Source organism: Arthrobacter sp. zg-Y1143 (assembly GCF_030125565.1).
Taxonomy (GTDB): Bacteria; Actinomycetota; Actinomycetes; order Actinomycetales; family Micrococcaceae; genus Arthrobacter_B.
This window is the reverse complement of record NZ_JASKLW010000004.1, coordinates 127,765-139,613: the sequence shown is the minus strand read 5'-3', so window position 1 is coordinate 139,613 and position 11,849 is coordinate 127,765. Positions and strand designations below refer to the sequence as shown.

The following is an 11,849-nucleotide window of genomic DNA, read 5'->3' as shown; positions in this document are numbered from 1 at the left end:
ACGGTTCGGGTTAGGCGGCTTTAATATTCCTGCGAGCTCTGCGAGCAAGGAATTTCGTTGCCGCCGTTCCGAACCGCCCGACGGACTCCCGGGCGGATCTACCAGCTAAACCTCTTCGACGGAGCTGGGCTCTGCGCGGGACAGATCGATACCCAGTTCCTCCGCGGCCCGGAAGACTTCTTCATCCGAGTCACGCATTTCAATCGTGTTGCCTTCGGTGGAGAGGACTTCCACGTTCAAGCAGAGCGACTGCATTTCCTTGATCAGGACCTTGAACGATTCCGGAACACCGGGCTCCGGGATGTTTTCGCCCTTGACGATGGCTTCGTAGACCTTCACGCGGCCATGGATGTCATCGGACTTGATCGTGAGCAGTTCCTGCAGCGTGTAGGCGGCGCCGTACGCCTCCAGGGCCCAGACTTCCATTTCACCGAAGCGCTGGCCGCCGAACTGTGCCTTACCACCCAGCGGCTGCTGCGTGATCATGGAGTACGGCCCGGTGGAACGTGCGTGGATCTTGTCGTCCACCAGGTGGTGCAGCTTCAGGATGTACATGTAGCCGACCGAGATCGGGTCCGGGAACGGCTGGCCGGAGCGGCCGTCGTACATCCGGGCCTTGCCCGAGGCACCGATCAGGCGGTTGCCGTCACGGGTCACGTTGGTGGAGTCGAGCAGGTTGACGATCTCATCCTCGCTCGCGCCGTCGAACACCGGAGTGGCAACCGTGGTGGGGCCGGTCTCGCGGGGCAGGTTCGGCAGGTCCTTGACCCAGTCCGGCTCGCCCTCGATCTTCCAGCCCTGCTTGGCAGCCCAGCCCAGGTGGATTTCCAGGACCTGGCCAACGTTCATTCGACCCGGAACACCAAGCGGGTTCAGGATGATGTCGACCGGGGTTCCGTCTTCCATGAACGGCATGTCTTCGATCGGGAGGATCTTGGAGATGACGCCCTTGTTGCCGTGGCGGCCGGCCAGCTTGTCGCCGTCCGTGATCTTGCGCTTGTGCGCCACGTAGACGCGGACTAGCTGGTTCACGCCCGGGGGCAGCTCGTCGTCGTTGTCGCGGTCGAAGATACGCACGCCGATGACGGTTCCGGACTCGCCGTGGGGAACCTTCAGGGAGGTGTCGCGTACTTCGCGGCTCTTCTCGCCGAAGATGGCGCGCAGCAGGCGCTCTTCGGGGGTCAGTTCCGTTTCGCCCTTCGGGGTGACGCGGCCAACCAGGATGTCGCCGGCTTCAACCTCTGCACCGATGTGGATGATGCCGCGCTCGTCGAGCTGGGACAGCACCTCTTCGGAGACGTTGGGGATGTCGCGGGTGATTTCCTCGGCACCAAGCTTGGTGTCGCGGGCGTCAACCTCGTGCTCCTCAATGTGGATGGAGGTCAGGACATCGTCGGAGACCATGCGCTGGGACAGGATGATGGCATCTTCGTAGTTGTGGCCTTCCCATGACATGAATGCCACGAGCAGGTTCTTACCAAGGGCCAGTTCACCCTGGTCCGTTGCGGGACCGTCGGCGATGATGCTGTTGACCTCGACCCGGGCGCCTTCGGAGACCAGCACGCGCTGGTTGTAGGCGTTGCCCTGGTTGGAGCGCTCGAACTTCATGATCGGGTAGCTGGTCTCGGTGCCGTCGTCGTTCATGACGGTAACGAGGTCAGCGGAAACCTCGGTGACAACACCGGGCTTCTTGGCGGTCACGGAGTCGCCGGCGTCAACTGCGGTGTACTTCTCCATGCCGGTGCCCACAACGGGGCGCTCGGAACGGAGCAGCGGCACAGCCTGGCGCTGCATGTTCGCACCCATGAGGGCGCGGTTGGCGTCGTCGTGCTCCAGGAACGGAATCAGGGCCGTGGCCACCGACACCATCTGGCGCGGGGAGACGTCCATGTACTCGACCTCGTCGGGCTCGACCAGGACGGGCTCGCCGGAACCGCCGCGGGCACGGACGAGGACCAGGTCCTCTTCGAAGTGCTGATCGGCGCGCAGCGGAGCGTTTGCCTGGGCAATGGTGCGCTCAACTTCGTCATCGGCGGTCAGGTAGTCGACCTTGTCGGTGACGACGCCGTTCTCCACCTTGCGGTACGGAGTCTCGATGAAGCCGAAGGCGTTGATGCGGCCGTAGGAAGCCAGCGAACCGATCAGGCCGATGTTCGGGCCTTCAGGGGTTTCGATGGGGCACATGCGGCCGTAGTGGGACGGGTGGACGTCTCGGACTTCCATGCCTGCACGGTCACGGGACAGACCACCCGGGCCCAGCGCGGACAGGCGGCGCTTGTGCGTCAGTCCGGCAAGCGGGTTGTTCTGGTCCATGAACTGCGAGAGCTGGGACGTTCCGAAGAACTCCTTGATGGCAGCCACAACGGGACGGATGTTGATCAGGGTCTGCGGCGTGATGGCCTCGACGTCCTGGGTGGTCATCCGTTCGCGGACCACACGCTCCATGCGGGACAGGCCCGTACGGATCTGGTTCTCGATCAGTTCGCCGACGGCGCGGATGCGGCGGTTGCCGAAGTGGTCGATGTCGTCGACCTCCACGCGGATGTCGACGTCGCTGCCGTCGCGCTTGCCCGGAACGGTCTTCTCACCGGCGTGCAGTGCCACCAGGAACTTGATCATGGCGACAATGTCGTCATTGTTCAGGACCGATGCGTCGGAGTCCGTCAGGGGCTTGTCGATGCCCAGCTTGCGGTTGATCTTGTAACGGCCAACCTTGGCCAGGTCGTAGCGCTTCGGGTTGAAGTACAGGTTTTCCAGCAGCGTCTTTGCAGCCTCGACCGTGGGCGGCTCGCCCGGACGCAGCTTGCGGTAGATGTCCAGCAGGGCATCTTCCTGGGTTTCCGTGGGGTCCTTTTCCAGGGTGGCACGGATGGAGTCGTACTCGCCGAAGGTCTCGAGGATCTGGCCTTCGGTCCAGCCCAGCGCCTTGAGCAGCACGGTGACGGACTGCTTGCGCTTGCGGTCCAGGCGGACACCCACCTGGTCGCGCTTGTCGATTTCCAGTTCGAACCATGCACCGCGGGAAGGAATGATCTTCGCGGTGTAGATGTCCTTGTCACTGGTCTTGTCCGCGGTGCGCTCGAAGTAGGCACCCGGGGAACGGACCAGCTGGGAAACAACAACACGCTCGGTGCCGTTGATGACGAACGTTCCCTTGTCAGTCATGAGGGGGAAGTCGCCCATGAACACGGTCTGCTGCTTGATTTCGCCCGTGTTGTTGTTCATGAACTCGGCCTTCACGTACAGCGGAGCCGAGTACGTAGCGTCCCGGTCCTTGCACTCGGCCATGGTGTACTTCGGGTCGGCGAACTCCGGCTCCGAGAAGCTCAGGGACATGGTGCCCTGGAAGTCTTCGATCGGGGAGATTTCCTCGAAGATGTCAGCCAGACCGGAGGTGGTGGCAATACCCTGTTCGCCGGTCTCCCGTGCCTTTTCCACGCGCGCCTTCCAGCGCTCGTTGCCGACGAGCCAGTCAAAGCTGTCTGTCTGCAGGGCAAGAAGATTGGGAACGTCAAGCGGTTCGTGAATCTTTGCGAATGAAATCCGGGAAGCTGCGTTCTCCGGATTAGTAGCGGTTTCGTTATTAGAGGTGCTCGAGGCGACCAAGAGGGATCCTTCCACAGACCTTCAGGCGTGTTTCGCGCTTCCTCCCCTGCACTGCACGGACCGAGTCCGTGTGCGTCCCGGTGTCCGGCAAAGGGCACATCCGAGGGTTACGGATACTGCCCGGCACGGAACATAGCCCACCGCTATATGAAGGCTGAAGGTTAACAGGAGGAAGCAAATATCCACTATAGGGCATTATGGGCATACAAGTCTACCCGGTTTCGTCAAGCCCGCTGCACTCAACCCGTGTCGGATGGCACCGGGAGCGCAATCCCGGCTGCAACCTCGCGTAGGACCCCGCTTAGGATCCCGTGTATTCGGGGAGTAACAGGCAATAACCGTCCGGAACAGACCAATAGCAATCCAACAACAGTCGGTAACAGACAATCGGTAACAGACAAGACACCGGCGCACCGTTCACGCATCGGATACAGATACCTTACCGCAAGATTCCCCGAATGTGGTGGCCGGGGGTGCCTCCCGGCGCACCGGGGCGCCCGCCGGCACCAGGCGGGCGCCTAACCGTGTGAGATCCCTCTCCCCGGCCCCGGCGGTTGGCGTACCCTTGATCCAGCATTCGATGACGAATACAACACAAAGGACTGAACCAGCCATGAGCAACTCCGCAGCCCCCGGGGCAGCAGCCGTGACCGAAGTGGTAATCGTTGGTGGAGCGCGCACCCCGCAGGGCCGGCTCAACGGCCAGCTTGCCCCCTTTACCGCCGTTGAACTGGGCGCCTTCGCCATCGCCGGCGCGCTGGAGAAGTCCGGCGTCCCTGCTGCGGATGTGGACAGCGTCATCATGGGCCACGTGGTCCAGGCCGGCTGCGGGCAGAACCCTGCCCGCCAGTCCTCGATCAAGGCGGGCATCAGCTGGGACGTTCCCGCCGTTACCGTGAACAAGGTCTGCCTCTCCGGCCTGGCCGCCGTCATCGATGCCGCACGCCTGATCCGCGGCGGGGAGGCCGCCGTTGTGGTGGCCGGCGGCCAGGAATCCATGTCCCGCGGCCCGCACCTGCTGCCCGGTGCCCGGCAGGGCTGGAATTACGGGAACATTTCCGCGCTCGACTCCGTGGCCCACGACGGCCTGACCGATGCCTTCGACAACGACTCCATGGGAATCTCCACGGAGCGGGGCAACACCAAACTGGCGATTAAGCGGATGGAACAGGACGAAGTGGCCGCGGCCTCGCACCAACGGGCGGCGGCGGCCATGGAAGCGGGCATCTTCGACGCCGAGATCGTCCCCGTCACCGTCCCGCAGCGCAAGGGCGAGCCGCTGGTGCTGACCCTCGATGAAGGCGTACGCCCCGCCACCACCGTGGACACCCTCGCGAACCTGCGCCCGGCCTTTGACCCGGAGGGAACCATTACGGCCGGCAACTCCTCACCGCTTTCCGACGGCGCAGCGGCCCTGGTCCTAGCCACCCGCAGCTACGCCGAGGCGAACGGTTTGGAAATCCTCGCCTCCGTTGGACTGCCCGGCCAGGTCGCCGGACCGGACAACACCCTGCATTCACAGCCGTCCAATGCACTTTCCGCCGCGCTCGAACGGGCCGGATGGAGCGTCTCGGACCTGGACTTCATCGAGATCAACGAAGCCTTCGGCGCTGTGGCCGTTCAGTCCCTGAATGAACTGGGCATGGACCTGGAACAGTGCAACCTGCACGGCGGGGCGATTGCCCTGGGCCACCCGATCGGGGCGTCCGGTGCCCGGCTGGCCCTGACCGCCGCACACGAGCTGTTCCGGCGCGGTTCCGGCCGGGCCGGCGTCGCACTGTGCGGCGGCGGCGGGCAGGGTGAAGCCCTCCTGCTGTTCCGCGAAGAATCCTAGGCCGCCAGCGACAGGGCCGCCGTCGCCGCCGTCACGGTGACGACGGCGGCAACTGAGCTCGCTGCAATAAAGCGGCCCCAGCGTACGGCCACCCCCATGGAGCGCATCCGGTCATACCAGAGCAGGGTCGCCAGGGAACCCCAGGGCGTCACGATCGCCCCCATATTGACCCCCACCAGCAGCGCGGCGAGGCGGACGGGAGTGTCCGCCGCCGGTTCCAGCGCAAGGTAGGCCGGGAGGTTGTTCACCGCGTTGGACGCAACGGCACCCGCACCGGCCAGCTGCAGCAGATCGCCAAAGCCCTCCCCCGAGCCCGCGGCCTGCGCCAGGAGGGAGGCCAGCCCGTGGCTGTGGGCCGTCTGGACCAGGACGAACAGGCTCACGGCCAGGACCACCGGCATCACCGGAACCATGTCCCAGGCAAACGCGCTCCGCTGCCGGACCAGGAATCCCGCGGCCAGGATGATGGCCGCGGCGGAGGCGGGAATGGCTACGTGGATGCCGCTGACGAGAGCCGGCAGCAGCAGGGCCACTACTGCCCCGCTCAGCACGAGAAGCCCGCGGTCCGGCACCGTAACCGGCTCGGACGGGTCCGTGTACCTGCCGCGCAGGAAGCGCCGGAAGGCAAGCCACAGGAGCGCTGCGGGCACCAGGATGCCGGCGGCCGCCGGAGCCCAGACGGTCGCCGCGTATTCGAGGGGGTGCAGATCGGCCTTTTCCTGGGCCAGCAGGTTGGTGAGGTTCGAAACGGGCAGCAGCATGGACGCGGTGTTGGCCAGCCAGACCGTGCTGAGCGCGAAAACAATGGGAGGGAGCCTGGCCTCCACAGCCAGCCCCACGACCAGCGGAGTGATCAGCACAACGGCTGTGTCCAATGAGAGGAAGATGCTGGAGGCCGAGGTCAGGCCCAGGACCAGCACCCACAGGGCAAAGGTGCGGCCGCGCCCCAGCCGGGCAGTGAACCGGGTCAGCACCCGGAAGAGTCCTGCGGCGTCAGCGAGGTAGCTCACGACGGTCGCCGCCGTCACGAACACCATGATGGGACCGATACGGCCCATCAGCGCGCTGAACTCGGCAGGCGGCAACGCTCCGCTGAGCACACACGCCGCCGCGGCCGCAACCAGCGGTCCCAGGATCAGTAGCTGCCGCATTGGTAAGTGGTTCCCTTGCTTCGTGCCGCTTCCCGCGGCTGCTGGTAGGTGGACACCGGACATATGGACACTGGGGATGTGGACACTGGGGATGCAGAAAGACCCCGTCCGGAGGACGGGGTCTTTCTGTGTTTCACAGCCGAGGCTGCGATAAGGAAAACTACTTGACGGTGACGGTGGCGCCGGCAGCTTCGAGAGCTTCCTTGGCCTTGTCAGCGGCTTCCTTGTTGGCACCTTCGAGGATGGCCTTCGGAGCGCTGTCAACCAGGTCCTTGGCTTCCTTCAGACCCAGGGAAGTCAGGGCACGGACTTCCTTGATCACTGCGATCTTCTTGTCGCCGGCAGCTTCGAGGATGACGTCGAATTCAGTCTTCTCTTCAGCGGCCTCAGCGGCACCGGCGGCGGGGCCGGCAACGGCAACGGCAGCAGCGGTAACGTCGAAGGTCTCTTCGAAGAGCTTCACGAAGTCGGAGAGCTCGATGATGGACAGTTCCTTGAAGGCTTCAATGAGCTCTTCGTTGGTCAGCTTCGCCATGGTGTGGCGTCCTTCCTATAGTTGGTGCGCGCAGGCACCGGAGATTGGATGAGAAGAGGTTTTACTCTTCGGTGGCTGCTTCTGCGGCCGGAGCTTCTTCTGCAGCGGCCGGAGCCTCTTCTGCAGCGGGAGCAGCGGGAGTGCCGCTCTCCTCTTCGAGCTTCAGGCGCAGTGCATCAGCCGTGCGTGCCAGCATGGACATCGGTGCCTTGAGGACACCGGCGACGCGTGCAAGCTGGAACTCACGGGACTCAAGAGCAGCCAGTGCGGCTACACCGGAGGCATCCAGGGCATTGCCCTCGAAGATACCGGTCTTGATGATGAGCTGCGGGTTGGACTTGGCAAAATCCGTCAGGCTCTTAGCAGCTGCAACTGCGTCTCCCTTGATGAAGGCGATTGCAGTAGGTCCGGCAAGCTGGCCTTCGAACGCGTCGATGCCGGCTTCCTTGGCTGCAATGCCAGTCAGGGTGTTCTTAACGACCGAGTACTTGGTGTCCTGGCCGAGCGAACGACGCAGCTCCTTGAGCTGTGCAACGGTGAGCCCGCGGTATTCGGTTAGGACAGCAGCGGTCGATTCCTTGAAATCAGTGGTGATCTCCTCGACTGCTGACACCTTTGTTGGCGTTGCCATAACCCTCCTTCCGGGGAAATAGTGCCGGTGGATCGGGTCCCGAACATAAAAAACGCCCCGGGCAGATGCACGGGGCTTCACTCTACGGACTAATCCGGAGTGCAGTTCGTTCACCTGCGCAGGCCGCCCTTTAGGCAAGGGACTTTCGGATGTATTTCCAACCGTAGTCCACACGCAGAGAGCTGAAGGTTCAGCCTCACGGTGGGATTGAATGCACATCGACCGACGGTCTTTGGTAGTTCAAGAGTACGGGACATTCGGGCAGGGGACAAATCCCGGCGGATCAGGCGGAGGCCAGCTGTTTCTGCCACTCCCCCGCGTATCCGACGGCACGGAATCCCAGCTGCTCGTTAATGGAGAGCATGTACCGGTTTTCCTCGGCATTCCAGGTGTACACGCGCTCGGCCCCGGGAACGGCTTCCCGCAGGCGCGCCAGATTCGCGGCCTTCATCAGCATCCCCAGCCGGTGGCCCCGGTGGCCTTCCAGCACCAAGGTGTCGTCCTGGTAGGCCACGGAAAGGTTGTTCCGGAAGACCTCCAGGACGGTATGCCCGGCCAGCTCCCCGGAACCGGTGTGCCGGGCGGCGCAGACCAGCGACTCGTAATCCATCTCCACTTCCCGGGCCTCGGCCTCCCGCACCCGCGCCTCGTCCCAGGCCTCTTCGGCCAGATCCAGGCCGCCCTGGGGTGCATCTGTGCTCATCTTCTGCCGCAGCTGCGCGTACGCCCCGACGAGGTCCTGCGGGCAGGCGCCGCGCCAGAACACCAGTTCATAGCCGGCGCGCGCTGCCGCGGCGGCCTGCTCCTGCAACGCGTTTCCGCCGTCGTAATCCGAGAGGTCCAGGCGGCTGACACGGTCCACCAGTTCCAGCCGGAAGCCGAGCTTGGCGGCGAAGGAGGCCGCGGCGTCGTTCGGAATGAACCGTGCCGTATCGGTGCCCGCCAGGTCTTCACGGTCCGGGTCAACATCGGCTTTGCCGACCCCCGCGAGGTGCTCGGTCTCCGTCATCAGCATGCGGCGGCCGTTGGCGGCGGCCAGCTGCTCGGCGGCGAAATACAACTGCGTGCCCACCCCCTGCCGCCGGGCATCCGGGGCGACCACAACATTGACGTTTCCGGTGTGCAGGTTGTCGGTGAGCGGAAGGTTCAGCTGGACCACACCCAGAATTTCTCGCGATTCCACGGCCCGTGCGGCCAGGATCAAGCGCCGCCGGGTAGGAGTGCTGCTCCGGCCTGCCAGCTGGGACTGCGGCGTTCCGTAGAAATCATCATTGCCCCAAATCTCGCGCTGCTGGGTATTCATCAGGTCTGCGATGGCCAGGAAGTCCGCGCCGCCCGGCCCGTCCAGGCTTGCCGGGACCGCAACATGCTCGATGGAAATCTGTGTCATGGCCCACATCCTGCCGGAGAACGGCGCCGGTGCCAAAAACGCGGCCCCTGCCGGACAGCAAAAAGGCGGCCGCAGCGAAAAGCTGCGGCCGCCTCAAGCAGAAGGAAACCCTTCCGAAGATGCTCGAAGACTATGCGTCTGCGAGAACCTTGGTGACGTTGGGGTCAACGGCAATGCTCGGGCCGAACGTGGTGGACACGGTGGCCTTCTGGATGTAGCGGCCCTTGGCAGCCGACGGCTTCAGGCGCAGGACTTCTTCCAGGGCGGCTGCGTAGTTCTCAGCCAGCTTCTGGGAATCGAAGGACACCTTGCCGATGATGAAGTGCAGGTTGGAGTGCTTGTCGACGCGGAAGTCGATCTTGCCACCCTTGATGTCCGAAACGGCCTTGGCGACGTTCGGGGTTACCGTACCGGTCTTCGGGTTCGGCATGAGGTTACGCGGGCCGAGCACGCGGCCCAGGCGGCCGACCTTGCCCATCATGTCCGGGGTAGCCACTGCTGCGTCGAAGTCGGTCCAGCCTGCGGCGACCTTTTCGATCATGTCGTCGGAACCAACGAAGTCGGCGCCGGCAGCGATTGCCGCTTCAGCCTTCTCGCCGGTTGCGAAAACGAGGACGCGGGCCGTCTTGCCGGTGCCGTTGGGCAGGTTGACCGTGCCGCGGACCATCTGGTCAGCCTTGCGGGGGTCAACGCCCAGGCGGAAAGCCACCTCAACGGTTGCGTCGAACTTGGACGGGTTGGTGTCCTTGGCCAGCTCTACAGCCTCGACCGGTGCGTACAGCTTGTCCGCATCGATCTTGGCTGCAGCTGCTTCATATGCTTTGCTGCGCTTTGCCATCTGCTTTTTCTCCTTGTGCAGTTGTGGTCTGTCGGACCGCGCCCGGCCCTGCCACGCGCCGGTCCCGTTGGGGGCACCGGCATTTATGTGAAATTGAAACGCAGGGGGCTTTAGCCCTCTACGGTGATGCCCATCGAGCGGGCGGTGCCGGCGATGATCTTGGCTGCTGCCTGGACATCGTTGGCGTTGAGGTCTTCCATCTTCATGGTGGCGATCTCTTCGACCTGGGCCTGGGTCAGGTTGGCAACCTTGGCGGTGTGCGGGGTTGCGGAACCCTTGGCCACACCGGCGGCCTTCTTGATCAGCTGTGCAGCCGGAGGAGTCTTCGTGATGAAGGTGAAGGAACGGTCTTCGTAAACGGTGATTTCAACCGGGATAACGTTGCCGCGCTGGGATTCCGTTGCAGCGTTGTACGCCTTGCAGAATTCCATGATGTTGACACCGTGCTGGCCAAGTGCCGGACCGATCGGAGGAGCCGGGTTGGCGGCACCTGCGTTGATCTGCAGCTTGATGAGGCCGGTGACCTTTTTCTTGGGGGCCATGAAAGGGTCCTTCTCTAAATTATGTTCCCGAAGGACAGGAGCGTCCATCCGGGTTGGTGGCCGCCATGGCTTGGTGGCCGGACGCTGCCTGCAGGTTAAAGCGGACCTGCTGGCAGCGAAGTCTGAAAGCTACTGGAGCTTGGTGACCTGGCCGAAGCCAAGGGTCACAGGAGTCTCGCGCTCGAAGATGGTCACGAGGACCACCAGCTGCTGGGACTCGGGCTTGATCTCGGAGATCGTGGCCTGGAGGGTTTCGAACGGGCCCTCGTTGACCGTGACCGGCTCGCCGACCTCGAAGTCCACGGCAATGTTAGCCGACTGCTGGGCAGCGGGCTTGCCGGCTTCGGTCTTGGGCGAAACCACGGTGTGCTCGAGCATCGAGAACACTTCGTTCAGGCTCAGCGGCGTCGGGTTGTGGGCGTTGCCCACGAAGCCGGTGACGCCGGGGGTGTGGCGTACAACGCCCCACGATTCGTCGGTCAGGTTCATCCGGACCAGGACGTAGCCGGGAATGCGGACCCGGTTCACGATCTTCCGGGTGGTGTTCTTGATCTCGACGACTTCTTCCATCGGGACCTGGATTTCGAAGATATCCTCTTCCATGTCCAAGGTCTGGATGCGGGTCTCGAGGTTGGACTTCACGCGGTTTTCGTAGCCGGCGTAGGAGTGGATGACGTACCAGTCACCCTCCTGGCGGCGCAGCTTGGCCTTGAAGGCGTCGACCGGATCTTCCTCGGGCTCTTCTTCGGCCTCGGGGGCGGAAACCTCAGCGTCGGCTGCCTCTTCGGTAACGTCTGCTTCGTCTGCCGATGCATCAACAGCAGCAGGCGCCTCGTCGACGTCGGCTGCGGTCATTTCATCCTCGGTATCCAGATCAGCGGCATTGTCATTGACCTGTGATTCGAGTTCTTGCTCGGACACGTGGATTCCTGCTTTCTTCAGAGCATTATCGGTTTTGGCACTAGCTCATGGTCTCCGGTTCCGTATCCCGCAGGTGGAACGCAGGGTCTGGGACTAGCTTTCGCCGCCGCCCTCACCGAAGATCCACAGTGCGCCGGCACCAAAGACAAAGTCGAGAACCGTCACAATAACCATCATCACGACCACGAAGGCCAGGACCACGAGGGTGTACCTCAGCAGTTCCTTGCGGGTGGGGGTGACCACCTTCTTCAGCTCCGCAATGACCTGACGCAGGAAGAGCGCGATCGCCGCGAAGAAGCCGCGCTTCTTGGGCCCGCTGGAGGGGTGTCCCTTGGAGCTGCTGGCAGCTGTCTCGGTCACCTTCGCCTCACTCATCTGTGTAGGTACACGGCTGGCGCACA

General features: G+C 63.5%; 10 protein-coding genes. 1 reads left to right on the top strand and 9 read right to left on the bottom strand.

The features are described from left to right. Nucleotides 1–105 precede the first annotated feature (105 nt). Nucleotides 106–3,606, bottom strand: coding sequence for a DNA-directed RNA polymerase subunit beta (gene rpoB, locus QNN98_RS04750; RefSeq protein WP_227912785.1), 3,501 nt, complete (start codon nt 3,604–3,606; stop codon nt 106–108). A 613-nt stretch (nt 3,607–4,219) separates the two neighbouring features. On the opposite strand from rpoB, the gene QNN98_RS04745 reads away from it, so the two are divergent. Then, the gene (locus QNN98_RS04745) at nt 4,220–5,440 is read left to right on the top strand and encodes an acetyl-CoA C-acetyltransferase (RefSeq protein WP_283996408.1); all 1,221 of its coding nucleotides are present in this window, start codon (nt 4,220–4,222) and stop codon (nt 5,438–5,440) included. Here QNN98_RS04745 and QNN98_RS04740 read toward each other — a convergent pair. From QNN98_RS04740 to secE, 8 genes are all read right to left on the bottom strand, one after another. Further along, nucleotides 5,437–6,591, bottom strand: coding sequence for an SLC13 family permease (locus tag QNN98_RS04740; protein ID WP_227925103.1), 1,155 nt, complete (start codon nt 6,589–6,591; stop codon nt 5,437–5,439). The genes QNN98_RS04745 and QNN98_RS04740 overlap by 4 nt on opposite strands. A gap of 160 nt (nt 6,592–6,751) precedes the next feature. Continuing rightward, on the bottom strand, nt 6,752–7,126 hold the full coding sequence (gene rplL, locus QNN98_RS04735) for a 50S ribosomal protein L7/L12 (protein WP_227912782.1): 375 nt from the start codon (nt 7,124–7,126) through the stop codon (nt 6,752–6,754). A gap of 61 nt (nt 7,127–7,187) precedes the next feature. Next, nucleotides 7,188–7,757 carry a 50S ribosomal protein L10 gene (rplJ, locus tag QNN98_RS04730; protein ID WP_227912781.1) on the bottom strand — a complete coding sequence of 190 codons (570 nt, stop codon included), beginning with the start codon at nt 7,755–7,757 and terminating at the stop codon, nt 7,188–7,190. A 283-nt stretch (nt 7,758–8,040) separates the two neighbouring features. Beyond that, nucleotides 8,041–9,147, bottom strand: a complete 1,107-nt coding sequence (locus QNN98_RS04725) for a GNAT family N-acetyltransferase (protein ID WP_283996407.1) — start codon at nt 9,145–9,147, stop codon at nt 8,041–8,043. 130 nt (nt 9,148–9,277) lie between these two features. After that, nucleotides 9,278–9,985: a 50S ribosomal protein L1 gene (gene rplA / locus QNN98_RS04720; RefSeq protein ID WP_227912779.1), complete on the bottom strand. Its 708-nt coding sequence runs from the start codon at nt 9,983–9,985 to the stop codon at nt 9,278–9,280. A 110-nt stretch (nt 9,986–10,095) separates the two neighbouring features. Next, nucleotides 10,096–10,527 (bottom strand): 50S ribosomal protein L11, encoded by a 432-nt coding sequence (gene rplK, locus QNN98_RS04715; RefSeq protein WP_146361026.1) that lies wholly within the window; start codon nt 10,525–10,527, stop codon nt 10,096–10,098. Between the two features lie 129 nt (nt 10,528–10,656). Then, complete coding sequence (gene nusG / locus QNN98_RS04710; protein ID WP_227912778.1) at nt 10,657–11,448, bottom strand: transcription termination/antitermination protein NusG; 792 nt, start codon at nt 11,446–11,448, stop codon at nt 10,657–10,659. Between the two features lie 93 nt (nt 11,449–11,541). Next, on the bottom strand, nt 11,542–11,823 hold the full coding sequence (gene secE, locus QNN98_RS04705; RefSeq protein WP_227912777.1) for a preprotein translocase subunit SecE: 282 nt from the start codon (nt 11,821–11,823) through the stop codon (nt 11,542–11,544). Between the last annotated feature and the right edge of the window lie 26 nt (nt 11,824–11,849).

What these genes read in the sequence shown, in the direction of transcription:
- QNN98_RS04745 (WP_283996408.1), top strand. Translation starts at nt 4,220, where the DNA reads ATGAGCAACTCCGCAGCCCCCGGGGCAGCAGCCGTGACCGAAGTGGTA.
- QNN98_RS04740 (WP_227925103.1), bottom strand. Translation starts at nt 6,591, where the DNA reads ATGCGGCAGCTACTGATCCTGGGACCGCTGGTTGCGGCCGCGGCGGCG.
- rplL (WP_227912782.1), bottom strand. Translation starts at nt 7,126, where the DNA reads ATGGCGAAGCTGACCAACGAAGAGCTCATTGAAGCCTTCAAGGAACTG.
- rplJ (WP_227912781.1), bottom strand. Translation starts at nt 7,757, where the DNA reads ATGGCAACGCCAACAAAGGTGTCAGCAGTCGAGGAGATCACCACTGAT.
- QNN98_RS04725 (WP_283996407.1), bottom strand. Translation starts at nt 9,147, where the DNA reads ATGACACAGATTTCCATCGAGCATGTTGCGGTCCCGGCAAGCCTGGAC.
- rplA (WP_227912779.1), bottom strand. Translation starts at nt 9,985, where the DNA reads ATGGCAAAGCGCAGCAAAGCATATGAAGCAGCTGCAGCCAAGATCGAT.
- rplK (WP_146361026.1), bottom strand. Translation starts at nt 10,527, where the DNA reads ATGGCCCCCAAGAAAAAGGTCACCGGCCTCATCAAGCTGCAGATCAAC.
- secE (WP_227912777.1), bottom strand. Translation starts at nt 11,823, where the DNA reads ATGAGTGAGGCGAAGGTGACCGAGACAGCTGCCAGCAGCTCCAAGGGA.